This is a genomic window from Meinhardsimonia xiamenensis, from assembly GCF_900102905.1.
Lineage (GTDB): Bacteria > Pseudomonadota > Alphaproteobacteria > Rhodobacterales > Rhodobacteraceae > Meinhardsimonia > Meinhardsimonia xiamenensis.
This window is the reverse complement of the sequence record NZ_FNFV01000004.1, coordinates 200,345-224,880: the sequence shown is the minus strand read 5'-3', so window position 1 is coordinate 224,880 and position 24,536 is coordinate 200,345. Positions and strand designations below refer to the sequence as shown.

The following is a 24,536-nucleotide window of genomic DNA, read 5'->3' as shown; positions in this document are numbered from 1 at the left end:
GATGACGAGCCTTTCCTTTCCGCTTGCCGGTGAACCGGAGGCCGAGGCCGCAGAGGCCGGGCGCCGGCTCTTCGCCGGGCCGGTATCGTTTCTCAAGGGCGTGGTGAGCATGGAGGGGCTGCCGCCTGGAGACCGGGTGGAGGTCTGCTTTGCCGGCCGCTCCAATGTTGGCAAGTCAAGCCTCATCAATGCGCTGACCGGACGCAAGGGGCTGGCCCGCGCCTCCAACACGCCGGGGCGCACTCGGGAGGTAAACTTCTTCGCCCTCGGCGAGACGCACTATCTGGTTGACCTGCCCGGCTATGGCTTCGCCAACGCGCCAGTCAGGACCGTCGAGCGCTGGCAGAAGCTGATGAAATCCTACCTCGCAGGCAGGCCCAACCTGCGCCGCGCCTTCCTTCTCATCGACGCGCGCCACGGGGTGAAACCGGTCGATGAAGAGATCATGGACCTTCTCGACCGCTCGGCGGTGACCTTTCAGCTGGTGCTGACCAAGACCGACAAAATCAAGGCAGGCGGCCGCAAAAGGGTGCTGGATCAGGTGCGCGAGCGGCTCGCGCGCCATGCCGCCGCCTATCCGGAGATCCTGATGACCTCCTCGCAGACGGGGGAGGGCATGGCCACCCTGCGGGCCATCATCGCCGGCATCGACTCGCAGGCTTGAGCCGCCGCCACCCTCGGGCTACCACATTGCCCACCGCCGCCGGAGCCACAGCCGATGAGACGACAGCCGATGAACCGAGACTGGATCGCAACCGCGCGCACCCTGTCGGCCGCGCTGCCCTATCTTCAGCGTTACGACGGCGCCACCGTCGTCATCAAGCTCGGCGGCCACGCCATGGGAGATGACGCGGCGCTCGACTCTTTTGCCCGCGATGTGGTGCTGATGCGCCAGGTCGGCGTGAATCCGGTGATCGTTCACGGTGGCGGGCCGATGATAAATGCCATGCTCAAGAAGCTTGGCATCGTCTCCGAGTTCGTCGGCGGCAAGCGGGTGACCGATGAGGCCACCGTCGAAGTCGTCGAGATGGTGCTTTCGGGGCGGGTGAACAAGCGGATCGTGCAGGCGATCAACGCCCAGGGCGGGCAGGCGATCGGGCTTTCGGGCAAGGATGCCAACCTGATGGTGTGCGAGCCGGCCGACCCTGCGCTTGGCTTTGTCGGGACGCCGAAGGACATGAACGCCGGCTTCCTGCGGCGGCTCGCACAAGCCGAGATGATTCCGGTGATCGCGCCCATCGGGACGGGACGGCACGGCGAGACGTTCAACGTCAACGGTGACACGGCTGCCGGCGCCATTGCCGCGGCCCTCGCAGCCGACCGGCTGCTGCTGCTCACCGATGTCGAGGGCGTGAAGGACGCCGAAGGCAACGTGCTGACCCAGCTCACCGCCGCCGAGATCCGCCGCCTGACCGCCGAGGGCGTGATTTCGGGCGGCATGATCCCGAAGACCGAAACCGCGCTGGCCGCCATCTCTGGCGGCGTGCGCGCGGTGGTGATCCTCGATGGCCGCGCACCCAACGCCTGCCTTCTGGAGCTTTACACCGATCACGGTGCCGGCACGCTCATTCGTGCCGGCTGATCCAGTTGGCCAACGCGTTTGCCAATATCGAAGCCGCGGCCGCCGCCCACGGCCTTGCGGTGCTGGGCGGTTTCCACCCCACCGCCGGCGATGCACTGCCTGCCACCGCCGCCACTCTCCTGCTCGTCGGCCCCGGACCGGCGGGCGCGATGTGGAAACGCTTCACCGACAGCCCAGAATCGCGCGACGGGCTGCCAGACCCGCTCGACCGATGGTCGAAGAGGGTCATCGGTGCGATCGCGCGCTCCTTCGGTGCGAGGGCCATCTTCCCCTCTGACGGGCCGCCCTACCCGCCCTTTCTCGCCTGGGCGCGTCGCAGCGGGAGGGCTTGGCCTTCGCCCACAGGCATGCTCGTGCACGACCGCGCCGGCCTCATGGTTTCCTACCGCGGCGCACTGATCTTCAGCCGCCGCATCGCGTTGCCGGAAACGGCGTCCACCCGGCCCTGCGACAGCTGCGCCACCCGTCCCTGCCTCTGCGCCTGCCCGGTTGGAGCCATCGGGCCGGACGGGTATGATGTCCGCGCCTGCCGAACCTGGCTGCGCGGCGAGGAAGGGCAGAGCTGCATGCGACGCGGCTGCGCCGTACGTTGCGCCTGTCCGCTTTCGCGAGACCATCTCCAGAAGGAGGCACAAGCGTCATTCCACATGAAGGCCTTTCTGACATGAGCCTGCGCCTCATTCTCACCAGACACGCCAAATCAAGCTGGGACGACCCCACTCTGACCGATCACGCCCGTCCGCTGAATGCGCGCGGGCGCAGCGCGGCCCGCGCCATCGGGGCATGGTTGCGGGAACGGGGCGATGTGCCCGAGCTGGTTCTCTCGTCGGACTCGCGGCGCACCCGCGAGACCTGGGAAGAGATGGAAGCAGCGTTGCAAAGTGGCGCCGAGGTGCGATGGCTTCCGGAACTTTATCATGCCCCGCCCCACGACATCCTTGCGGCGCTGCGGCGCGCGGGCGCGGCAAGCCCGGTGCTTCTCGTCGCCCACAATCCAGGCGTCGGCCTCGCCGCGCGGGCTCTCGTCTCGGAGCCCCCGCGCCATGCCCGTTTCGAACGCTACCCCACGGCGGCCACAACCGTCATTGACATGCCGGTCAACGACTGGAGCGAAACAGAGTGGGGCATGGGCGAGGTCGCCGCCTTCACCGTGCCCCGCGACCTCGGCTGAGACCGGGCGCCCCGCTTCCCGCGAAAGCGCCCGGCTCACCGATCACCCTGATGGAACCACCCGATCCACGGCGCGCTTGACGGCGGGCCGCCGGCGGCATCAGTGACCGAGGATCTGGCTCAGGAACAGCTTCGTGCGGTCCGAGCGTGGATTGTTGAAGAACTCCTCGGGTTCGTTCTGTTCCACGATCTGGCCCTGATCCATGAAAATGACACGGTTCGCCACCTGGCGGGCAAAACCCATCTCGTGGGTAACGCAGAGCATGGTCATGCCCTCTTCCGCCAGCTCGATCATTGTGTCCAGCACTTCCTTGATCATCTCCGGATCAAGCGCCGAGGTAGGCTCGTCGAACAGCATGATCCTCGGGCGCATGCAGAGCGCGCGGGCAATCGCCACGCGCTGCTGCTGGCCACCGGAAAGCTGGCCGGGATACTTGTTTGCCTGCTCGGGGATCTTGACCTTGGTGAGGAAATGCATGGCGATTTCCTCGGCCTCCTTGCGCGGCATCTTGCGCACCCAGATCGGCGCGAGCGTGCAGTTTTCCATGATGGTCAGGTGGGGAAACAGATTGAAGTGCTGAAACACCATCCCCACTTCGGAGCGGATCTTGTCGATGTTCTTCAGGTCCGAGGAAAGTTCCGTGCCGTCGACGACGATGCGTCCTTTCTGATGCTCCTCAAGCCGGTTGATGCAACGGATGAGCGTCGACTTTCCCGAGCCCGACGGCCCGCAGATGACGATACGTTCGCCGCGATAGACGGTGAGGTTGATGTCGCGCAGAACATGGAACGAGCCGTACCACTTGTTCATGTTCTCGATCTGAATCGCGACCTCATCCGAAACCTTCATCTGGCTCCGGTTGATCTCGCGCTCGGCAATGGAGACGGTTGCCACATCGGCCATGCTCTAGGCCCTCCCTGTCAGTGCCCGGTGTGGAGCTTCTTCTCGAGATAGATCGAGTAGCGCCCCATGCCGAAGCAGAAGATGAAGAACAGCGCGCCAATGAAGACGAACAGCTCCCAGTAGATGCCGTTCCATGCACTGTCGGCGCGCACGGTGTTGGTCAGCCCGATCGGGTCCAGAAGCCCGATGAACACCACGAGCGTGGTATCCTTGAACAGGCCGATGAAGGTGTTGACGATCCCCGGGATCGAGATCTTAAGCGCCTGCGGCAGGATGACGAGCCGCATCGACTTCCAGTAATCGAGCCCGAGCGCCGCCGCGGCCTCATACTGACCGCGCGGCAATGCCGCGAGGCCGCCGCGCACCACCTCGGCGATGTAGGCCGCGGCGAAAAGGGTCACCATGATGATCACCCTCAACATGAGGTCGAAATTGGTGCCCGGCGGCAGAAAGTAGTTGAGCAACAGCGAGGCGGTGAAAAGCCACACGATCAGCGGCACGCCCCGGATCGTTTCGATGAAGGCCACCGACGACTTGTTTATGATCAGGAGCTCGGATTGCCGCCCGAGCGCCAGCAGGATACCCAGCGGCAGCGACAGCACGATTCCGGCGATGCCGATGATAAGCGCCAGCATGAAGCCGCCGATTTCCCGGCTGGTAACGGGCTTGAGCCCGGTGAGCGCAACCGCGGCGTAGGTGTGCTGAATGCTCTGCTCGGCTGTCGTCACAGCGTCAGCCGCAGCGCGCCACGCCTTGAGCGCCTCGGCGGCCTCGGCCGGCAGGTCAGGCGGAATCGGCACGAGACGGCCCAGCGCCGCCGCCTCGGGCGGCAGGGCGTCACGCAGCTCCCTTTCCTTGCGCTTGAGCTCCGGTAGAGCCGCGAGACGCTCCGGCAGCGAGCGAATTGAGCTGAGCAGGCCCGAGGTCTCCGACAGCTCGGCAGAAAGGCGGCCAATGCGCTGGCTCAGCTCCTGCCGTTCAAGGCGCAGGTCGGTAAGAAGCCTCATCTGTGCCAGAAGCTCGGTGCGCAGGGTGTCGAGCGCGTCGACACGACCGTTCGCGCGTGCCTCGACGATTTGCGCGATCAGCTCCGCCTTGCGCTCCTCCGCCTCGCGGATACGAATGTCGAGCGCATCGCGAGTCTCTTCGAGCGCGCTGATGCGCTGGGGAAGTGTCTCCACCGCCTCCGCCAGTCGCGCTTCGGTTGCTTCCATCTTCAAGCCGCCGACGAGCCGATTAATTCCGTCATCGAGAAGCGGGGTGAGCACCCCCCACCACACGACGGCTGCGGCAATGGCTGCCAGCGTCCCGACGATTGCCCCCCAGCGAGAAGAGGTCAGTCTCCAAGCAAGCCACGCGGCCACGAAACCGAGGGCGATCAGCCCCGGAAACCAGAACGACCCGCCCCAGATCAGCCAGGGGCCGACGAAGGGGTAGACGACCGTGACAACCAGCAATTGGCCCGGCACCTTTTCCGAAAAAAGCACCGGGGCGAGCGCGACGAAGAACAGCACCAGGGCCAGAACCGGACGCCAGTAGAGCTCGGCCGGATAGAAGCCGAAGAGAAACTGGTTCCAACGCTCGTGAATCACGGCGAAACAGGCCGAGGGCACGTCAGGCCCCCACAGGGCATCGCGCACCTCGCGACATTCGTTGAGCGAACCCGCATTCCACACCGTGTGCCACAGCCATGGGATGATATGGCTCAACAGGAACCAGATCACGAAGATCGACGCCGCCGTCAGGATGACGTTGAGCCATGACGAGAGCAGATTTTCGCGAATCCACTTGATTGCGCCGGTCTCGGTGAGCGGCGGCTCGAGCGGCGGGAGCATCGTCTCCCGCACATAGGCAAGCCCGGCTTCTGCGTGGGTCTCGCTCATCTCACCGCTCCTTCAGCTTGATGGAGGCATTGTAGAAGTTCATCACCGCCGAGATGATGAGGCTCGCCGCAAGGTAGAAACCGCCCAGCAGCAGCATGCCCTCGAGCTCGCGCCCCGTCTGGTTGATGGTGATCCCCCCAAGCGTCGAGCGCACATCCATGTAACCGACCGCGATCGCCAGCGAGGAGTTCTTGGTGAGATTGAGGAACTGAGAGATCAGCGGCGGCACGATCACCCTGAGCGCCTGCGGCAGGATAACAAGCCGCATGGTCCGCCCGGGCCTGAGCCCCAGCGCATAGGCGGCCTCGGTCTGCCCCTTGCTGACCGACAGGATGCCGGCGCGCACGATCTCGGCGATGAACGCCCCGGTATAAACCGAAAGCGCCAGCCACAGCGCAATCAGCGAGTTGCGCAGATGCAGCCCGCCCTTGAAGTTGAAGCCGCCAAGCTCCGGGTAGTCGAGAGTGATCGGGCGGCCGAGCAGGAAATAGGCGACAAGGTTTGGCAAGACGAGAATGGCGAGCGAGATCCAGCCGACCGGCAGGATCCTGCCGGTTTCGTCCTGGAGGCGGCGCGCATAACGGCGAAACGCCCAGATACCCGCGAGCGAGGCGAGAAGGACAGTGATGAGCACCCCCGCACCGTCATGCAGGACCGGCGCGGGAATGTAGACGCCCCTGTTGGTCACCGCCACGGTGTCGAACAGCGCCATCTCCGCCTCACCCGTCCTGAAGGCGCGGGGAGCCGGCATCGCTTCGGTCATGATGGCGAAGAACGCGATGATCCACAAAAGCAGCGGAACGTTGCGGAACCCCTCGACGTAAACCGCCATCAGCCGCGAGACGAGCCAGTTCTTCGAGAGGCGCAGCACGCCGGCGAATATTCCAAGGACGGTGGCCGTCACGCAGCCGAGAAACGCCACCAGAAGCGTGTTGAGTATTCCGACGAGCGCGGCCCGCCCGTGGGTGGAGTTCGAATCATATTCGATGAGTCGCTGGTTGATGTCATAACCGGCGCGCTCGAAAAGAAACCCGAAGTCGAAGTCCTTGCCCAGCGCCTGCAGGTTCTGGACGGTGTTGCTGACCAGCCAGCTGAGCATCAGCACGATCAACGCCATTGCCACGGCCTGAATGGTCAGCGACCGATAGCGCGTGTCGTAGATGAGCTGGCTGAGACGAAACGACTCGCTGCGCGGGTCGGTCACGGTTGTCATCGCGGGCGCTCCCCCATGCTCCCTTTCCGCAGCGCCGCCGCGGGTCTCCCGTCCCGCCCGGCGCGGTCAGGTCCGGCCTTGCTTGCCGATTCCCGGGTATGCGGAAGGGGCGCGATCAGCCGACCGCGCCCCCCACTGCAGTCTCCGATATCAGCGGAAGGGCGGCGAATAAAGCAGCCCGCCGTCTTTCCACTGGGCATTCAGGCCACGGGCGAGCCCGATGGGGGTGTTCTCGCCGATGTACTTGGCGAAGATCTCGCCATAGTTGCCGTTGGCCTTGATCGCGTTGATCGCCCAGTCCTTGGACAGGCCGAGCATCTCGCCAAGATTGCCCTCGACGCCGAGAATGCGGTTGATCTCGGGGTTGCTGGTGCCCTTGGCCAGTTCGTCGATGTTTGCCGAGGTGATGCCCAGCTCTTCCGCCGCGATCAGCGCGTTGAGCACCCAGCGCACCAGATCGCCCCATTCGTTGTCCCCATGACGCACGAGCGGGCCGAGAGGCTCCTTCGAGATGATTTCCGGCAGAATCACGTAGTCCTGCGGGTTCTCGAAGGTCGCGCGCGTCGCGGCAAGGCCGGAGGCGTCGGTGGTGTAGACGTCACAGGCGCCAGCGAGGAACTGCTGCTGCGCTTCGGCGTTGGTCTCGATCGGCACCGGCTCGTAAGCCATGTTGTTGGCGCGGAAGAAGTCCGCGAGATTGAGCTCGGTGGTGGTGCCGGTCTGGATGCACACGGTGGCGCCATCAAGCTCCTTGGCGGAGCTGACGCCGAGCGACTTGGGCACCATGAAACCCTGACCGTCGTAATAGTTGATGCCGACGAAGTCGAACTTCAGGTCGACATCGCGGGTGAAGGTCCAGGTGGTGTTGCGCGCCAGCATGTCCACCTCGCCGGAAGCGAGAGCGGTGAAGCGGGTCTGTCCCGTCGTCGGCGTGAATTCCACCGCCATCGGATCGCCGAAGATCGCCGCGGCAACAGCGCGGCAGACAGCCACGTCAAAACCTTCCCACACCCCGTTGGCATTCGGCGCGGCAAACCCGGCCAGGCCGGTGGTCACGCCACAGTTTAGATGCCCGCGGGCCTTGACGTCATCGAGCGTTGCCGCCGCGGCGGCGCCGGCCGAAAGACCGGCCACGGTCAGAGCCCCAAGCAAAGCGGTTGTCTTCATTTTTACCTCTTCCTGATTGTCCGCCTTTCAAAGCGGTTTGGATGGCCGGTCGCAACCGGCCAAAACGTGCGAAGGCAGTGGTCCCCCCTCTGCGTGAGGCAGTGTGTGCGGATTTTGCACCACAGGTCAAGGCCAAGTGCCGCGACGTCCGAGCCTCACGTTCCAGATTTTTCTCTCTGCTTGCCCGCAAGTTGCATCGTGCAATCGCAGGCACGTGACGGTGCAGGCCGTACACGGGCAGGACATCCGCGAGGCTTCGTGCGACGCGCGCCGTTCAGTTCGAGAGGTAGCCGCGCACGAGCGCCTCGGAAACCAGCGTCCAGCCGTCGGCAACCACGAAGAAGGCAAGCTTGAATGGCAGGGAAACGACCGCCGGAGGCACCATCATCATGCCCATCGACATCAGCACCGCCGCCACCACGAGATCGATGATGAGAAACGGCAGAAAGATCACGAACCCCACCTGGAAGGCACGGGCGATTTCGCTGAGCAGGAACGCCGGCACCAGAATCGAGAGAGGCGCTCCCGGGGAACCCGGCGGCTGCGGCCGCAGCGCGGCAAGGCGGCTCAGGGTCTCGGGCTCCACACGGGCAAGCATGAAGGCTCGAAACGGCTCGATGGCCGCCGAAAAGGCCTCCTCGAGTTCCATCTCGCCATCGGCAAACGGCTTGCCCCCGGCATCCCACGCCTGTGTAAAGACCGGCTCCATGACGAAATAGGTCAGAAACAGCGCCAGAGTGACGATGAGCATGTTGGGGGGCGCCTGTTGCAGCCCGATCGCCTGGCGCAGGATCGACAGCACGGTGACGATGAACGGGAAACACGTGATCATCATCGCGAGCCCCGGCGCGAGGCTGAGCACGGTGACCAGCAGCAAGAGCTGGATCGTCCTCGCCGCGAGGCTCCCGCCCTCGCCGAGATCAATCGTCAGCTCCTGTGCCTGAAGCTCCTGTGCCCAAGTCCCCGCACAGAGCAGCAGCGCCACGGCGATAGCGGCCCGAACGCCCCGCCACGCGCCTGGTTTGCCGCAAGCCCGGTCCGCGGAACGCCGGTCGCGGACCGCAGGATCACGCATTTCGGCCACCTTCCATATCGCCTCACTCCCTGGCCGATGAGCGCGCCAGCTCGGTGAGCTTCACCGCGAGCAGGCCTGCCCGATCGCCGTCGAGCTCCTGGAGCTCTCCCCGCGCAATCAGCTGGTCACCCACATAAAGCTCAACCGGATCCTCGACCCGCCGATCTAGGGGCAGGACCGCCTCGGGACCAAGTGCCAGAAGCTCGCCGATCCGTGGCCGCGCGTGCCCCACGCAGACCCGCACCTCGATCGGAACCTCCCAGAAGGGGCGGCCGGAACCATCGCCCGGCGGCGCGGCGGGCTGCGGCTTGTTCTCAGGCATTGGCAGCTTTCTCCTCTCTCTGCTGTTCGAAAAACGCTTCCACCGCCGTCCGGACCGCTTTGATCGCCGCGTTCACGTCAATCAGCCGCTCCCTGCGCGCGGCGCGCAGATACGCCTGCCCCTCCGCGAGACTCGCCGCCTCCACAATCGTCACCGAAGGTGGGAGCCTTTCTGCAAACCTCTCCGCAATGGCTGGCCACGCCCCGGGTGCGACGACAAGCTCGAGCCCGGGCGAGGCTTCGAGGAGGAGCTCGTCGATCTGCTCGGACAGGGCAAGGGCAAGCGCATCGGCCACGACGGCCGGAAACACCGCTTCGACCATCTGCCGAAGCAGCGGCTGAAGCGCGGCGCTCACCTCCGCGCGCGCCTCGAAGAAGGTAAAGCTGATCTCCTGAAGGCTGCGGGCCAATTCCGCCCCGATCCGTTGCCGCGACTCAGCCTCCGCCCGCACCGCGTCGTCCCAGCCCGCCTGGTAACCCTGCTCCCATGTGCGCGAGGCACACGCTTCCTGCACGGACGTAGGCTGCAACGACTGCGCTGCGGAAGGACTGCCGCCGGCCGGCGGCTCCGCGTCCGAGCCCGGCCGGCCCGGCTCCTGCGCGAACTCCTCGAGAAGAACCGCCGCGCACATCAGCCCGCCTCCTCGTGATCATCCATCCAGCTGCGCAGGATGCGCACGGTTTCTTCGCGCCGCGCCTCGATCAGGGTCCGCAGACGCTCGACGGGATCCTCCGATGTGCGCGGCCCCTCCGCGGCGCCCTCGGGTCGCCCCTCACCGGCCTCGAAGGGCAACACCGCAATCGCCTGCGCCGGTTCCGTGGCGGGCAGGCCTGTCGGCTCCCGCGGCATGCCTGCACCGCCCGCGCCGCTGACGAGCGCCGGCGCCGCCCGTTCCCGGGGCGTGAGCGCCAACGGCTCCGGCCGGCCCCTTGCCGCCAGAATCGGCCTTACAACCCCAAGGCCGAGGACAAGCGCGACAAGGGCCAGAACGGCAAGCGGAACAAGCCGCGCGAGGTCCAACTCGGCCAACGCGAAGGGTGTAGGCGCCGCTTCGGTTCCGACCGGCTCGAGCGGGGGAAACTCCATCGACTTCAATGTGATCGTATCACCGCGGTCGGCATCGAAGCCCACGGCCGAGGCGACAAGCTCCCGCAGAGCCGCCAGTTCCTCTTCGCTTCTCGGGCGCCAGCCGATCTCGCCGGTTGCCGGATCCGTCTCGCGGATGCCATCGACGAGCACCGCGACCGAGATGCGCCGCACACTCCCCGGCGCTCGCACCACCTCGCGCCTGATCTCGGAGACTTCGTAGTTGACGATCTCGCGCGTTTCGCTGTCTTCGGCCTGGCTCGCCTCGTCCCCGCCTGCGTCTCCGTCGGGCAGGTTGCTGGCCACCGTGACCGCGGCACCGCCCCTTTCCTGAGACGTGCTGGTGCGCTCTCGCGTGTCGGAGCTGATGGCCACCCGTCCCTCCGGGTCGAAACGTCGCTCGGTAATCGCCTCGCGCGCGCGCTCGGTTTCGACGCTCACCTCCACCACGGCGCGCCCTGGACCCACTCGCGCCTCGAGGATCCGCTCGATGTTGCGCCGCAGCCGTTCCGCCCGATCGGTTGCCGAGGCGGCCTCGTCCGCGTCGTCTCCCGTCACGACCACTCCCGCCGCCGCATCGATGACCGATACGTCCTCGGGCGTGAGACCGGCCACCGCGGAGGCGATCAGGTACCGGATGGCGCGCGCTTGCGCCGGGCTCAGGCGCGACTGCGCGACCACGCTGGCCGAGGCCGTGGGCCGCACATCGCGCCTGAAAGGGTTGGTCGACGGGCTGGAGATGTGCACGCGCGCGCTTCGCATGCCCGGCGACGCGAGAATGGTTCTCGCAAGCTCGCCTTCCTTGGCCCGCCAATAGGCCGCATCGAACATTTGCGATGTTGTGCCAAAACCCGTGAGCGAATCGAGCAGCTCGTAGCCCTTGGGCGAATTGGCCGGCAGCCCTTCGGCGGCAAGCGCCATGCGGAGCGCGTCACGCTCGGCGACGGGAACGAAGATCGCCTCTCCGCGAACCTCGAATGCGACGCCCCGCTGCTCGAGAGCCGCGATGACCTCGCCGGCAGCGCCCGGCTCTAGGCCGGCGTACAACAGCGCCCTTTCCGGGATCGCCGCAATGCGCAGTATCCCCAGAAACGCCGCGAGCATGGCTAGAGCCGCGACCGCGAGGACCACCCGCCGCCGCATGTCCAGCGCCGCAAGCCGCGAGAGAATCTCCTGCACGACACCTCCTTCTGGAAGTCACTTGCCGGCCGCCCCGGCGCGCGAACGCCAAATTCGCTGCAACGCATCCTTGTTCGACCGGACTTAACAATCGGTTAGTTGCTCCGGGGTTATGACGAGCCGCGGCAGAGGCGATCGATGGAGGGTCTGCTTGACAGGGGCACCGGAAACCGAGGCAGCGGCCGAAGCGGAAAGGAAGCGGTCGAAACTGCCGTTCCTGATCGGGGTTGTCGGCTTCCTGCTCATGGGAGCCGGCGGCTTCGCAGCGAGCTACCTCGGTCTGCTTCCCATCGGTGAAGGCGCCGGAAAGGCCGAGCACGACGGTGCAACGCGCGCGCACAACGGCGTCGAGGGCGCGACCGAAACAAGTGACAGCCCGTTGAACAACATCGCCTTTGTTCCCGTCGAGCCAGTGGTGATCAACCTTGGCCGGGCGGGTCGGAACCGACATCTGAAATTCCGCTCCGAGCTCGAAGTCCGCGCCGGAAGCGAAACCGAGGTCGCCGCGCTGATGCCGCGCGTGGTTGACGTCATCAACGGCTATCTTCGCGCCGTCGAGCCCTCCGAGCTCGAGGCGCCCTCTGCGCTGATTCGCCTGCGGGCGCAGCTGCTCCGACGGATCCAGCTCGTCGCGGGGGAGGAGCGCGTGCGCGACCTGCTCATCATGGAATTCGTCCTGAACTGAAAAGCGAGCCGTCCATGCCAGTGCTTGAGCAGATCGCCGACATCTTGCTGATCGGGGGAGCAGCCGGGGCGGCGTTTTATTGTTTCATCCTGTCGCGCCGCCTGAGCCGCTTCACCGATCTTGAGAAGGGCGTCGGTGGCGCAATCGCCGTTCTTTCTGCCCAGGTCGACGACATGACCAGAGCGCTTCAGAGCGCACAGGACACGGCCGGAAGCGCCACGCGGGACCTGGCCGAGCTGACCGGAAGAGCCGACGCCGTTGCCCGCAAACTGGAGCTGCTTGTCGCGTCCATGCACGACATTCCCGGCGCTTCCGACACTTCGAGGACTGAGAAGCAGAGCGCGCGAGATGGCGGAGCCAGCGATGGCGCTTCCACGATCATGCGCACGGGCACGCAACGCCAGGAAGGCGAAGCCGCTGTAAAACAAGCACTTGCAAAGGAAGAGCGCGTCGGGACGCTGTTCAGAAGCCGACGGCCCAATCCGCGGGAGGCCGCCGAATGAAGCGAGCGATCAACCCTGCCAACACCCGGTCGAGGCGGATTGCGCGGGGAGGAGGCGTGCTGATGCTGATCGCCGCGCTCCTTGTCTCCTCTGCGGTGGTGCGCGCCGCGGCCGGTTACGGCGGAGGGCACGCCTTGACCTCGCGGGACGCCGCGACGCTCGGGATCGAGGTGCACCCGTCTCCCGCGGAGCCAGCGACAGGAACCAGGACGGTGACCAGCTGTCCCTCGGATGACGAGATCGGCGCATTGGTCACGGAGCTGAGCACGCGCCTCAAAAAGGTGGAAGAACGTGAGGCAGCGATCGCCGCTCAAGAGGCCAGATTGGCGGCGACCAGGAAGGAAATACTCCAGAAGCTCGAGGCACTCGAAGACGCCGAGGCGCGCCTGTCAGGCACGATCAGCCGTGTCGAGACCGGCGCCGAGGATGACATCTCCCGCCTGACGGCTGTTTACGAGAACATGAAACCGAAGGAGGCGGCCGAACTCTTCAGCCAGATGGCTCCGGATTTTGCGGCCGGTTTCCTGGCCCGGATGCGCCCCGACGCGGCCGCCGCAATCATGGCGGGCCTGACACCTCGGGCAGCCTATGCGATCAGCGTCGTGCTCGCCGGGCGCAACGCCGGAGCGCCCAGGGAATAGTGCGCGCCTCAGCGCAGAAGAATCCCACAGCGCAAAGCCTCCCTTAACCGGTCTCGACGATCCTTGTCGACGCGAGGGACGGGAACAGGCCCATGATCGGTGTCGTCGGTATCATCGTAATCTTCGTCATGGTCTTCGGCGGCTATCTCGCTGCCGGCGGCAAGATGTCCATCATAGTCAAGTCCCTGCCCTATGAGCTGACGATGATCGGCGGGGCTGCGGTCGGGGCTTTCGTGCTGTCAAACGATCTGGCAGCAATAAAAAGCACGATCAGGGACCTCGGAAAGGTCTTCAAGGGCACGCGCTGGAAAGCTCCCGACTACCGCGACCTGCTGTGCCTGCTTTTCGAGCTTATCCGGCTTGCGCGCGAAAACGCTGTTGCCCTCGAGGAGCATATCGAAGCGCCCGGAAACTCGCCGATTTTCCAGAAGTACCCGAGAATCCTGCAGGACCACGAGGCGATCGAACTGATCTGCGACACGCTCCGCTCCGCGTCGATGAACTATGACGATCCCCACCAGGTCGAGGAGGTGCTCGAAAAGCGCATGGAGGCATCCCTTCATCACGCGCTTCACTCCAGCCACGCCCTGCAGACCATGGCCGATGGTCTGCCTGCCCTGGGGATCGTTGCCGCAGTGCTCGGCGTGATCAAGACCATGGGCTCGATCGACCAACCTCCCGAAATCCTTGGAAAGCTGATCGGCGGCGCGCTCGTCGGTACGTTTCTTGGAGTATTCCTCGCCTACGGGATCGTGGGCCCCTTCGCCGCGCGATTGAAGGCCGTGGTGGAGGAGGACGCGCAATTTTACCAGCTCATCCGCGAGGTCTTGGTCGCAAATCTTCATAATCACGCAACAAATATCTGTATCGAGGTCGGCCGGCAGAACACGCCCCACAATGTTCGTCCCAGCTATGGCGAACTCGAGGATGCGCTTCGAAAAGTGAAGCAGGAGGCAGCATGAGGCGCCGAACATGCCGCCGCGCCTTGTCCGACCGCGCGGGACGCGACGCCCTGCGATGCGCCTCCGCGTGCCAGCCGGACCGTTCACCGGCAAGGTTTTCGATAAGTGCACCGGGCCGCCACAGCGGAGCGACGACTGTCAGAGGCCCCTTCCTCAAGGCCATCCCGGCGGCCCGATGCACCGCCACCCGAGCGATTCCACGACTTGCAATCATTCTCATCACCCTGATCCTGAGCTTCGCGGAACCTTCCTGGGGGGCGACGATACGCGTTCGCTCAGGCGATCACCCCGACTTCTCGCGACTCGTATTCCTGATTTCGCCGATGCCCGATTGGAGCGTGGACACGGACGAACGGCGAGTGTCAGTCTGGATCGAAGGAGAGCATCGCTTTGTGACGCAGGATGTTTTCCGCTTCATCACGCGTCACCGGATCGAACGGATATCTCGCACCGGCCCCGACAGCATCGAGATCGGGCTGGCTTGCGACTGTCGCATACGCAGTTTTCTCGTCGACGCGGGCCTCGTCGTCGATGTCATGGATGCCCCCGCCGCCACCCCCGACCGCGCTCCCACAGGCAAACCATCTTCCTCGACGTTCAACGCCTTCCACGGAGACACTCTCGCGATCTGGCGGGTCATCGCCGACGGCCGGAAGCCACATGCCGAAACGCAATCTCGGCCGACGCAGAGCAAGCCGGGAGACAATCAGCCGGGCACTGTCCAGACGATCACCCCGATGGTGCTCCCCAAGGCATCCTCCATGCATGCGACCGATGGGCGGCGAGGGGATCTACTCCATGCGCTTCTGCAAGACCTCGCGCGCGGCGCCAGCCAGGGCCTCGTCGCCATCGCCACTGGCTTGCCCACTCCCGAGGCTGGCGACAGCGCGAGTTCTCGCCAGAGTGCCGCCATGCATAACCGCAAGCCTTCACCAGAGGCCGGGGAGCGCGGCGCCCCCTCGAGCCGCACAAGCACGGACCGCATTGGCGAACCGGGGGAAAGGGAAAGCTCCAATATTCAGGTGGAAAGCGTCATAGACGAATGGTTCGGAAGTGGCGCGGAAGAGCCCCCCGTGACCGATCAAGGCATTCCGTGTTTGCCCGACGAGCTTCTCGACGTCCCGTCCTGGAGCGATGAGTTGCCCTTTCCGGACCTGTCCCGACACCGCGCCCAGCTGCTCGACGACCGCGACAGGCCCGTGCCGGAGATGGTGCTTTCGAGGGCCCGGCACCTGTTGTTCTGGGGATTCGGCGCGGAAGCCATCGCCGTGCTTGAGGCATTCGGGGCTCAAGCGCCCTCGGACAGCGCCAGCCTGAAGGCGATCGCGCGCATTATCGATGGACACCTGGGAGACGCGGCAGACATCTTCAGTGGTCAACATTCCTGTTCCGGGCGGGCTGCGCTCTGGGCTTATCTCTCCCAACCCGAGATGGATCGGCCGCATGACATCAATGCCCAGGCGATTGTCAACGCGTTCGCTGAGCTTCCATCCCACTTGCGACGCCTTCTCGGTCCGCCTTTGGTGGCTCGCCTCACCGCCGACAACCTGCCCCAGCCCGCATTCGCGATCAGGTCGAGCTACGAAAGGGCGCCGGGCCCGGTGACCGCGGCGATGCGGCTCGCCTCGGCACTGTCGACCGGCGAGAACGCGGAAGCAGAGGCCCGTGCGGCGCTCATGACATTGCGGCGCGGAACCGGCGAGGAAGCGGCGCGGGCCCTGCTCGCCCTTGCAAAGCGCGAACTGGCGGCAGGTCGAACTGCCGGGCGCGCAATGATCGAGGAACTCTCGGCGCGCTCGGTGGAATTCAGAGGCACTCCCCTCGGCGATGCGCTCAAGCAGCAGCATATCGAGGCCCTCATGGCCTCCGGTCGGTGGCAAGATGCAATCGAGGAATTGATCAGGTCACTGGACGCCCGACCAGCCCCCAATGACACTCTGGCGATTCTGTCGGCCGAAACCATCGAGCGGACAGTTCAATCAACACAGTTCCCGCGCTTGTTGCCTCTCTGTTTGCGTCTCGGCCGGCGTATCCCGACAGGCCCCGCAAAGCAAAGAGCAAGGCTCGCGTTGGCTACCGGGCTCGCGCGGCACGGTCTTCCCGATCTCGCGGGACGAATGATCGAAGGTCTTGACAACGAAAGCGAACCGGTCCGCACGCTGCGCACCCGGATCCTGCGCGCACAGCAAAGAGCCTACGGAGCCTCCATGCTCCTGCAACATGCGGGGTCGCCTGAGCATGAACCGCCGGCAGCCACGACCCAGCGAATTTCCAGAGGCCATGGCAATGCACTGCAAGAGCCCGGGGCGCCGGGAGAGAAGGGCGACAGTTCCCCGACTTCCAGCTTGTCCCACAGCCAAGGCACCTCCGCCCTTCCTCCCGCGACCGGCAGCAGTGTTACATCCGCACCGACACTGGCCTCGAGCCGACGACTTCTCTCCGAGAGCGCCATGTTGCGCGGGCAAGTTGCCGCACTGCTCAGTCGCGCCGCCAAGGAGCCTGTCGACGACAATGAGTTGGTAAGGCCTTCTCGCTAGTCTTCTCCAACGAGGTTCAACGTTTGCCATTCGGGGTCTGTCTTCATGACGCGCACTGAAAGATGGAGATTGATCCCTCCGCTCATTGCGTTCTCGATGGCGCTGCTTACCGTACTTGTTTCTGCGCCAAATCCGGCTAGCGCATGGGCGGCGACTTGCGAGCGGGCCGCCCGACGTGCCGCGGCGGCATACGGTGTGCCCGACCGCGTTCTTCAGGCCATCGCCTTGGCCGAATCCGGGCGGCCTCTCGGTCAGCGGTTCGGGCCCTGGCCTTGGACGGTCAACGCTGCCGGAGAAGGCCACTGGTTTGAATCGAGACGCGAAGCGCTCGACTTTGCCAGAGCCCTCCACGCAAGAGGTGAGCGAAATCTTGACCTCGGATGTTTTCAGATCAATTACCGCTGGCACGGCTCCGCATTTTCGTCGATGGCGGAGATGTTCGACCCCGTCGCCAGCGCTATGTACGCTGCCCGCTTCCTGAAGCAGCTGCACCGCGAGACCGGCGATTGGGTGACTGCGGCGGGTGCCTATCACTCTCGGAAAGAGGTTCATGCCAGCCGTTATCGGAACCGGTTTCGCGCAATACTCGCGCGTTTCGAAGTGCCAGCATCAACCCAAGGCGATCCTCCCGCAGGATCGACGGACAGGACGCTACAGGGTAACGCCACCGGTCCGCTGTTGTCCTCTGCGCGCGCACACGAGCCTCGGCTCGGCTCGCTGGTACCGCTTGTGCAGCAAGGCCCAATGCCGCTTGTCCAAGGTCTCAAGCCATGAAGACACTGCGCTCGGCGCTGTTCCAGCCCACGATCGTGCTGGCGCTCGCCTTGATGGCGGTGATCACCATGATGATCTTGCCCATGCCCGCATGGGTGCTCGACGTGGGGTTGGCCGCTTCCTTCGGGCTCGCCATTTTGATCTTCACCATCACGCTGTTCATCGAAAAGCCGCTCGATTTCTCTTCCTTTCCGACGGTCCTGCTCGCGTCTCTCATGCTGCGGCTGGCGCTCAACGTCTCATCGACAAAACTGATCATCGGCAACGGCCATACGGGGACTGATGCGGCAGGCGAGGTGATCGAGGGCTTCGCCATGTTCGTCATGGGCGGCAGCATCTTTCTTGGCCTGGTCGTCTTTGGCGTCCTTCTCATCGTCAATTTCGTCGTCATCACCAAAGGCGCCGCACGCATGGCAGAAGTGGGAGCGCGCTTCGCCCTTGACGGCATGCCGGGCAAGCAGCTGGCGATTGACAGCGACATGTCCGCTGGTGCCATCGACCACGCCGAGGCCAAGGCACGCCGCGAAAAGGAACAGCTGGAGACAACCTTTTTCGGATCGCTCGACGGTGCATCGAAATTCGTCAAAGGTGACGCTGTTGCAGGCCTGCTGATCACATTGCTCAACCTGGTCATGGGGCTTTCCATCGGCGTTCTCGCCCATGGCATGCCGCTTGCGCGCGCTTTTGAGACCTATGCAATTCTCACGGTTGGGGACGGGCTCGTGAGCCAGATCCCGGCGGTGATCATATCCGTTGCTTCTGCACTTCTCCTCGCTCGCGGTGGAGCGACCGGGTCAACCGATGTAGCGCTCATCTCGCAATTCGGCCGGTATCCCGCCGCGCTGATAACGGTAGGGCTGCTGCTGGCCCTTTTCGCCCTGGTGCCGGGCCTTCCGATGGTCCCCTTTATGGCTGGCGCCATTGCCCTCGCCGGGACCGGCTTCCACATTCAGCGCCGCGCCACCGCCCACGACGTAAAGGAGACGGAAGCCGCTCAAGGCGAGGCGCGCCCCGCCGCTCCCTCGCTTGGCGACACGCTCGACCTTGACGAAATTCACCTGGAATTTGCGCCGGACCTTGTTGCAACCGTTCTCGAACCGGCAACGGGACTTGACGCACGCATTGCGAGCATGCGCAGCCACATTGCCACAACCTACGGCCTGATCCTTCCCGAGATCCGCCTGACCGACGAGCCGTCACTCCCATCCGGGGGGTACCGCATCCGGATACAAGGGGTCATTCAGGCCGAGGACAGGCTGCGTGTGGAACGCGTCCTGGCCATTCCTGGTGATGAAACGGCGTCCTTGCCTGCCGGAGAGGACGTTCGCGAGCCGGTCTACGGCGCCCCCGCCCGCTGGATAAGCCCGGCCGATCAGGAAAGTGCGGCGCTCGCCGGGGCGACAATCGTTACCCCCAATGAGGTATTGGCCACCCATATGCTCGAAGTCGTCAAGTCGAATTTCCCGCGCCTTTTGAGCTTGCGAGGCCTGAGGCGCCTGCTCGACGCCTTCACTTCTGTCTCGGACCCGGAGCGAGCTCAGGCCAACCGCCGCCTCCTCGACGAACTCATTCCTGACAAGGTGCCGACCGATCTGCTGCTCACCGTTCTGCGGCTCCTGCTCGAAGAGCGCGTCTCGATCCGCAATCTGCCACTGATCCTCGAGGCCATAGCCGAAGCGCGCAATCTGCACTCCACGGCCGAGGGCATCGCGGATCATGTGCGCCAGAGGCTGGGCTTTCAGATAGTCGCCCAGATCCGTCGGGCGGACGGAACCCTTCCGCTCATACAGCTAGACCCAGTCTGGGAACAGCTTTTCCAGACCCACGAACTGGAACGCCCGACAGGGCTTTGCGATGTCGCACTGCCACCAGAGCATTTTCAGAAGCTGACGAAAGGCATCACGGACTGTCTCGCGCACGCCGCCGAGGGCGGGAATTTCCCCGGACTCGTCACCTCCGCCCGCCGGCGGCGGTACCTGGCAGCCATTGTTCGGGCGAGAGGGCTTACGAATCCGGTGCTCTCATTCGAGGAAATCGGGACGGAGAGCCGCCCCACACTGGTTGGGACGGTCGCGGCATGAGTCCGTCAACGGGCACGTTTTCCGATGTCCTTCATCTGCCGCTACTTGCGCCCTTGCAAAGTATGGCGTTGCTCTGGAGCGTCGTGTTCTTCCGCGTCGGCGCTGCAATGGCTCTGTTGCCCGGTTTCGGCTCGCTTCAGCTTTCAGTCCGGGTGCGGCTTGTTCTTGCCCTCGCCTTCACCGCGGTCGTCGCGCCGGCCATAGCTCCGACCGCAGGAGCGGATCTTGCCGTTTCCCGACCGATGCAGCTTTTTCGTTTTGTCGCCACCGAAACCGCCGCGGGGTTGGCGCTTGGGGCTGCTCTGCGGCTCATGGTGCAGGCGCTGCAGATGGCAGGAGCGATCATCGCTCAGTCAACTTCGCTGTCGCAATTGCTCGGTTCCAGCGGACCCGAGCCGCAGCCGGCAATCGCTCAAGTGATGTATGTAAGCGGTCTCGCCCTGGCCATGACCACAGGGTTGCACCTGCAAATCGCCGAAGCGATCATCATGTCCTATGGCCCGCTGCCGGCCGGCCGATTGCCCGATGCTGCTGCTGTCTCGGAGTGGGGGATCGGGACTGTGGCGCGCGCCTTTGCCATGGCCTTCAGCCTCGCGGCTCCCTTCGCGATCGGCGCGCTGCTCTACAATGTCGCGCTCGGAGTCATCAACCGCGCCATGCCCCAGCTCATGGTCGCCTTTGTCGGGGCTCCGGCGATCACCGCCGGTGGCCTCGTGATGCTTCTGCTCGCACTTCCGGCGCTGTTGTCAGTTTGGAACGCCTGGCTGATGGCCACGCTCGCGAACCCTTACGCGCCTTGAGCACGATGAGTGACGAAGACGAGCGCAGTGGCGACAAGCCGCATGAGGCCACCGAAAAGAAGCTGGCCGACGCGCGCAAGCGCGGCGAGATTGCCCGGTCGCAAGATCTCAACACGGCTGCGGCCTATGGAGGGTTTGTCCTGGCGGCGCTTGCCTTCGGAAGCACGAGCCTCGGAAGCATGGGACACTCATTCGCCGGGCTCGTATCGCATGCCCCCGATCTTGCCGCCGAACTGTTCTCCGAGCCGGCCCAATCACGAGCGGGAAGAATAATCGTCACGGCGGTCGGCCACGCAATTCCGTGGCTCGGCGTCCCGGCTGCCGTGGTTCTCTGTTCCCTCCTGCTCCAACGCGCTTTGGTCATTGCTCCACAGAAGCTGCAGCCGCGCCTCACTCGCATATCTCCATTTTCGAACGCGGCACAAAAATTCGGCCGCGCCGGACTCTTCGAGTTCGGGAAGAGCTTCCTCAAGCTCTGTGTCTTCGGAGTTCTACTGTTTACTTTCATCAGCCTGCGTCTCGAGCAGATTCTTTCGGCGCTTTTCGAATCTCCGCGCCAGGCGACGGCACTGCTGTTTGGCCTGACACTGCAGTTCCTCGCGATTGTGGTCTGCATCTCCGCAGTCATCGGGGTGATTGATGCCCTTTTCCAGCGTGCCGAACACCTCAGGCGCATGCGCATGTCGCGCAGAGAACTCATGGATGAGGCCAAGCAAACAGAGGGTGATCCGCATTTGCGGCAGGCAAGACGGCAGCGCGCCTACGAGATCGCAACGAATGCGATGCTCTCGGAGGTGTCGCGCGCCGACGTCGTCATCGTCAACCCGGAGCATTATGCGGTTGCACTGCAGTGGAGCCGCGCGCCCGGCTCCGCCCCGGTCTGCGTGGCCAAGGGCGTGGATAGAATTGCCCTGCGCATCCGAGAGGCGGCACAAGAAGCCGGCGTGCCGATCCGCCGCGATCCACCAACCGCGCGCGCGCTGCATGCCACGGTGGAGATCGGAGAGGAGATCCGCCCCGAGCACTACCGTGCCGTCGCCGCGGCCATACGCTTTGCCGACCGCATGCGGGAGAAAGCCCAACGGAGCTGGCGATGACCTCGGAACAGAAGCGGGAACTTCGGAAACTCGCGCAGCTCGCCCATGCCCTGGCGGAACGGAGCATGGCCACGCTTGCACAGGCCGAAGCCCGGCACCGCGCCCTGGCCGAGGAAATCGCCCAACTTCGGGACCAGGCCCGACCCGGACGCGCCCCCGGATCTCGCGAGGCACCGATTTCAGGCCGCTGGGCGGAAGAGGCGCTCGCTGCCGAACGCCACCGGCGCTGGTGTGCTTGCAGGATCGCATCTCTCACCGCCGAACTCGAGACAACGACGAACGCACTGGCGAAAGCGAGGGCGGAAGCGGCGCACGCCCACGGACGTGCGGAGGTGCTGAAAATGCTGGTGAAGGGCGGTCAGCCGGGAACCGGCAGGTGAAGGACCTCAGGCATCCTGACGCACGATATCCGTGACGAGAACGTCGTAGAGTGCCGGCCCGAGAACCTTGGCGGTGGCCTCTCTGAGGGCGCGGCGCAGCACTGCCATGCGCGTACCGTCGGTGAAGCTTCCGGAGAACCCGCCCGTGTTGGCATGGTCGAACAGTACCTGCAGCATGGCATCGCGGATCCGGGGCTCCCGCGCATACACGAGCTCGGTGCGCCCCGGCGCGACCTCGAGCGTGATCGACAGGACGATCAGGGACCGCACCCTGCCCTCAGCCACCACCGGCACGACAAACTGGTTGTTGAGCTTCACATATTCCACCTCGCCGCTCTTCTCCGGCGGCGCGACCGCGGCGATATCGGCGGCCGCTGCCGCAGGCAGACATGTCGTGACGTCGCTCTCGTCCGTGGGGTTGGCGTGCGCTGGCGGCCTGAGCGCGAGCCCCGCGCCCACGCCCGCACCCAGCCCCGTGAGGGCCAGCATCAGCGGCAGAAGTCTGGCAAGCATCGGCCCCCTCAGAATGGCAGGATGATGTCGGCTATCTGTTGGCCATAGCGCGGCTGTTGCACGTCGGTGATCTGCCCGCGACCGCCGTAGCTGATGCGCGCCGAGGCGATCTTGTCGTAGGTGATCTCGTTCTTGCGCGAGATGTCCTCGGGGCGGACAAAACCCGTGACCAGAAGCTCGCGCATCTCGAAATTCACCCTCACTTCCTGGCTTCCGGCAATCTCGAGCACGCCGTTTGGCAGTTGTCGGACGACCGTTGCAGCGATGCGAAGCGTGAGCTTCTCCTTGCGCCGCACGGATCCGTCGCCGGATGAAGATGAACTTGAGTCAGTCTTGACGGCGGGGTCGAGACCCGCACCTTCCGGCAGTATCCTGCCGGCGCGCTCGGGCAGCCCGAACAACGCCCCGATGTCGAGACTTTCCGATCCGCTCCGGCTGCGCTTGGTGCTGTTTGAAATCTCGGCGCGATCGTCGATCTCGATCACGACGGTGAGAATGTCGCCGGGCTCACGCGCCCGGCGGTCACCAAGCAGAGAGCGCGGCTCGCGCGTCCACAACGAAGCAGCCTTGGGCGCGCCGTCATCGGCGAAGGGCAGATATCCCGAAGCCGACTCCATTACCTGGACTTCCAGGCTCTGGCCCGGCGGCGTGAAGTCCGGCGCCTTGCCCACCTCGGCAAGCCGGCCGCATCCGGCAAGGATGCAGATTATCATCAGAAGGGGAGTTGCTCTCATCGGCTAGCCCTCCTTTCCGGCTGTACCGCCCGCGCCTCTCCGACGAGCACGGAGCCGTCCTCGCGCACCCGCCCCACCACCGTGTTGCGGGACGCGAGGTTCATGACGCGCAGCACGTCTCCGACTCCTGCTCGGCCCAGCGCCCGCGCCTCGGCGGTGATGGTCAGACGGCCCTTCCGGTAGACGAGAGTGACGATGGCATTGCGCTCGATGACGGCTGGGGGTCCGAGATCCTCTGGACGGATCGGGCGGCCCGCGTAGAGCGCCACCCGCGCCTCCAGCCCGATCGCCTCTTCGGGAGAAGAGAGCGCCCCCGGGATCGCTGCCGGCGTGACGCTCAGATCCGCCGCAGTGATGACCTCCTGCGCGCGGATCGTGCGTGCCGCGACCAGAGCCTCGGCAAGGGCCGGGCCGGCCAGACAGATCAGGACCATGCAGACGATGCGCGCCATCAGCGCACTTGCGAGGTTGCCGCGAGCATCTGATCTGCCGCCGATATCACCTTGGAATTGAGCTCGTAGCCGCGCTGCGCCTCGATCAGCTCGGTGATCTCGCGCACCGCATCGACGGAGCTGTCCTCCAGATACCCCTGGCGGAAGGTTCCAAGGCCGTTCTCGCCGGCCGTGCCGACGAGCGGCGGACCCGAGGCGGCGGACTCCAGAAACAGGTTGCCGCCGATCGCCTCAAGCCCCTTGGGGTTGGCAAACCCCGTCAGGCCGATCTGCCCAAGCAGCTCCGGTTCAACGCGGTCGGCGAAATAGGCGTAGATTTCGCCCTCGGCATTGATCGAGATCGACCGGGCATCTTCGGGAATGGTGATGTCGGGAACCACCGGGTAACCTTCGGAGGTCACAATGAGCCCGTCGGCCGAGCGTTTGAGCGCGCCGTCCCTGGTGTAGGCGGATATTCCCGACGGCAAGGTAACCTCTATGTAGCCCTGCCCCTCGATGGCCAGGTCGAGATCGCCCCCGGTATTGCTGAGCGAGCCCTGGGCAAGCTGCACCGTGACGGAGGCCGGGCGCACCCCAAGGCCCAGCTGGACCCCGGTGGGCACGATCGTGCCATCGGCCGCGGCAATCGTGCCCGCCCGCATGACCTGCTGGTAGTGCAGGTCGGCAAACTCGACACGGCGGGCGTTGTAGCCGGTGGTCGACATGTTCGCGAGATTGTTCGAGATGACCTCGACACGCATCTGCTGGGCGCTCATTCCGGTGGCGGCAATTCTGAGGGCACGCATCGTGAGCCTCC

At 64.9% G+C, this 24,536-nt stretch carries 25 protein-coding genes and 1 pseudogene; 14 read left to right on the top strand and 12 right to left on the bottom strand.

Annotated elements, in window-relative coordinates; genetic code table 11:
- Position 1: 1 nt before the first annotated feature.
- Genes yihA through BLQ14_RS10150 form a run of 4 tightly spaced genes read left to right on the top strand, consistent with a single transcriptional unit; the run spans position 2 to position 2,753 of the window.
- On the top strand, positions 2–664 hold the full coding sequence (gene yihA / locus BLQ14_RS10165) for a ribosome biogenesis GTP-binding protein YihA/YsxC (RefSeq protein WP_092500450.1): 663 nt from the start codon (positions 2–4) through the stop codon (positions 662–664).
- Positions 665–718: 54 nt separating this feature from the next.
- Positions 719–1,582: an acetylglutamate kinase gene (argB, locus tag BLQ14_RS10160; RefSeq protein ID WP_092500449.1), complete on the top strand. Its 864-nt coding sequence runs from the start codon at positions 719–721 to the stop codon at positions 1,580–1,582.
- Between the two features lie 5 nt (positions 1,583–1,587).
- Positions 1,588–2,250 carry a ferredoxin gene (locus BLQ14_RS10155; RefSeq protein ID WP_092500448.1) on the top strand — a complete coding sequence of 221 codons (663 nt, stop codon included), beginning with the start codon at positions 1,588–1,590 and terminating at the stop codon, positions 2,248–2,250.
- Positions 2,247–2,753, top strand: coding sequence for a SixA phosphatase family protein (locus BLQ14_RS10150; RefSeq protein WP_092500447.1), 507 nt, complete (start codon positions 2,247–2,249; stop codon positions 2,751–2,753). Before BLQ14_RS10155 ends, BLQ14_RS10150 begins: the two co-directional genes overlap by 4 nt.
- 99 nt (positions 2,754–2,852) lie before the next feature.
- Here BLQ14_RS10150 and BLQ14_RS10145 read toward each other — a convergent pair whose 3' ends face one another.
- The 8 genes and pseudogenes from BLQ14_RS10145 to fliF all read right to left on the bottom strand — a co-directional run bounded on the left by BLQ14_RS10145 (position 2,853) and on the right by fliF (position 11,581).
- Complete coding sequence (locus BLQ14_RS10145; RefSeq protein ID WP_092500446.1) at positions 2,853–3,656, bottom strand: amino acid ABC transporter ATP-binding protein; 804 nt, start codon at positions 3,654–3,656, stop codon at positions 2,853–2,855.
- A gap of 17 nt (positions 3,657–3,673) precedes the next feature.
- Positions 3,674–4,327 (bottom strand): annotated as a pseudogene (locus BLQ14_RS15670) (amino acid ABC transporter permease); the annotation flags it as partial.
- A gap of 1,213 nt (positions 4,328–5,540) precedes the next feature.
- Complete coding sequence (locus BLQ14_RS10135; protein ID WP_092500444.1) at positions 5,541–6,752, bottom strand: amino acid ABC transporter permease; 1,212 nt, start codon at positions 6,750–6,752, stop codon at positions 5,541–5,543.
- A 150-nt stretch (positions 6,753–6,902) separates the two neighbouring features.
- Positions 6,903–7,919, bottom strand: coding sequence for an amino acid ABC transporter substrate-binding protein (locus BLQ14_RS10130; RefSeq protein WP_092500443.1), 1,017 nt, complete (start codon positions 7,917–7,919; stop codon positions 6,903–6,905).
- Between the two features lie 274 nt (positions 7,920–8,193).
- On the bottom strand, positions 8,194–8,898 hold the full coding sequence (fliP, locus tag BLQ14_RS10125) for a flagellar type III secretion system pore protein FliP (RefSeq protein ID WP_425412102.1): 705 nt from the start codon (positions 8,896–8,898) through the stop codon (positions 8,194–8,196).
- A gap of 118 nt (positions 8,899–9,016) precedes the next feature.
- Entirely contained in the window at positions 9,017–9,316 is a 300-nt protein-coding gene (locus BLQ14_RS10120; RefSeq protein ID WP_092500441.1) for a FliM/FliN family flagellar motor switch protein, read from the bottom strand.
- A complete protein-coding gene (locus BLQ14_RS10115) occupies positions 9,309–9,947 on the bottom strand; it encodes a hypothetical protein (RefSeq protein WP_092500440.1) in 639 nt (212 codons plus the stop codon). The genes BLQ14_RS10120 and BLQ14_RS10115 overlap by 8 nt, the downstream gene beginning before the upstream one ends.
- A complete protein-coding gene (fliF, locus tag BLQ14_RS10110) occupies positions 9,947–11,581 on the bottom strand; it encodes a flagellar basal-body MS-ring/collar protein FliF (RefSeq protein WP_092500439.1) in 1,635 nt (544 codons plus the stop codon). The genes BLQ14_RS10115 and fliF overlap by 1 nt, the downstream gene beginning before the upstream one ends.
- Positions 11,582–11,732: 151 nt before the next feature.
- Between fliF and BLQ14_RS10105 the strand changes: the two genes are divergently transcribed.
- From BLQ14_RS10105 to BLQ14_RS10060, 10 genes are all read left to right on the top strand, one after another.
- Positions 11,733–12,266, top strand: coding sequence for a flagellar basal body-associated FliL family protein (locus BLQ14_RS10105; RefSeq protein ID WP_245657067.1), 534 nt, complete (start codon positions 11,733–11,735; stop codon positions 12,264–12,266).
- A gap of 14 nt (positions 12,267–12,280) precedes the next feature.
- A complete protein-coding gene (locus BLQ14_RS15425; protein ID WP_176759539.1) occupies positions 12,281–12,769 on the top strand; it encodes a hypothetical protein in 489 nt (162 codons plus the stop codon).
- Positions 12,770–12,831: 62 nt separating this feature from the next.
- Entirely contained in the window at positions 12,832–13,410 is a 579-nt protein-coding gene (locus BLQ14_RS10095) for a MotE family protein (protein ID WP_092500437.1), read from the top strand.
- A gap of 92 nt (positions 13,411–13,502) precedes the next feature.
- Entirely contained in the window at positions 13,503–14,372 is an 870-nt protein-coding gene (gene motA, locus BLQ14_RS10090; protein ID WP_092500436.1) for a flagellar motor stator protein MotA, read from the top strand.
- A gap of 359 nt (positions 14,373–14,731) precedes the next feature.
- The gene (locus BLQ14_RS10085; protein WP_143004481.1) at positions 14,732–16,909 is read left to right on the top strand and encodes a hypothetical protein; all 2,178 of its coding nucleotides are present in this window, start codon (positions 14,732–14,734) and stop codon (positions 16,907–16,909) included.
- 45 nt (positions 16,910–16,954) lie between these two features.
- Positions 16,955–17,683: a lytic transglycosylase domain-containing protein gene (locus BLQ14_RS15685; RefSeq protein ID WP_092500434.1), complete on the top strand. Its 729-nt coding sequence runs from the start codon at positions 16,955–16,957 to the stop codon at positions 17,681–17,683.
- Positions 17,680–19,764, top strand: coding sequence for a flagellar biosynthesis protein FlhA (flhA, locus tag BLQ14_RS10075; RefSeq protein WP_092500433.1), 2,085 nt, complete (start codon positions 17,680–17,682; stop codon positions 19,762–19,764). The genes BLQ14_RS15685 and flhA overlap by 4 nt, the downstream gene beginning before the upstream one ends.
- Positions 19,761–20,564: a flagellar biosynthetic protein FliR gene (locus BLQ14_RS10070; protein WP_176759538.1), complete on the top strand. Its 804-nt coding sequence runs from the start codon at positions 19,761–19,763 to the stop codon at positions 20,562–20,564. Before flhA ends, BLQ14_RS10070 begins: the two co-directional genes overlap by 4 nt.
- 5 nt (positions 20,565–20,569) lie before the next feature.
- The gene (locus tag BLQ14_RS10065) at positions 20,570–21,661 is read left to right on the top strand and encodes an EscU/YscU/HrcU family type III secretion system export apparatus switch protein (RefSeq protein ID WP_092500431.1); all 1,092 of its coding nucleotides are present in this window, start codon (positions 20,570–20,572) and stop codon (positions 21,659–21,661) included.
- A complete protein-coding gene (locus BLQ14_RS10060; protein ID WP_092500430.1) occupies positions 21,658–22,041 on the top strand; it encodes a hypothetical protein in 384 nt (127 codons plus the stop codon). The genes BLQ14_RS10065 and BLQ14_RS10060 overlap by 4 nt, the downstream gene beginning before the upstream one ends.
- A 6-nt stretch (positions 22,042–22,047) precedes the next feature.
- Here the strand turns inward: BLQ14_RS10060 and BLQ14_RS10055 are convergent, their stop codons facing one another.
- The 4 genes from BLQ14_RS10055 to flgG are packed head-to-tail and all read right to left on the bottom strand — an operon-like array spanning position 22,048 to position 24,525.
- Entirely contained in the window at positions 22,048–22,554 is a 507-nt protein-coding gene (locus BLQ14_RS10055) for a flagellar basal body-associated FliL family protein (protein ID WP_092500429.1), read from the bottom strand.
- A gap of 8 nt (positions 22,555–22,562) precedes the next feature.
- Entirely contained in the window at positions 22,563–23,288 is a 726-nt protein-coding gene (flgH, locus tag BLQ14_RS10050; RefSeq protein WP_092500428.1) for a flagellar basal body L-ring protein FlgH, read from the bottom strand.
- Positions 23,285–23,740 (bottom strand): flagellar basal body P-ring formation chaperone FlgA, encoded by a 456-nt coding sequence (gene flgA, locus BLQ14_RS10045; protein ID WP_092500427.1) that lies wholly within the window; start codon positions 23,738–23,740, stop codon positions 23,285–23,287. The genes flgH and flgA overlap by 4 nt, the downstream gene beginning before the upstream one ends.
- On the bottom strand, positions 23,740–24,525 hold the full coding sequence (flgG, locus tag BLQ14_RS10040; RefSeq protein WP_092500426.1) for a flagellar basal-body rod protein FlgG: 786 nt from the start codon (positions 24,523–24,525) through the stop codon (positions 23,740–23,742). The genes flgA and flgG overlap by 1 nt, the downstream gene beginning before the upstream one ends.
- Positions 24,526–24,536 lie beyond the last annotated feature (11 nt).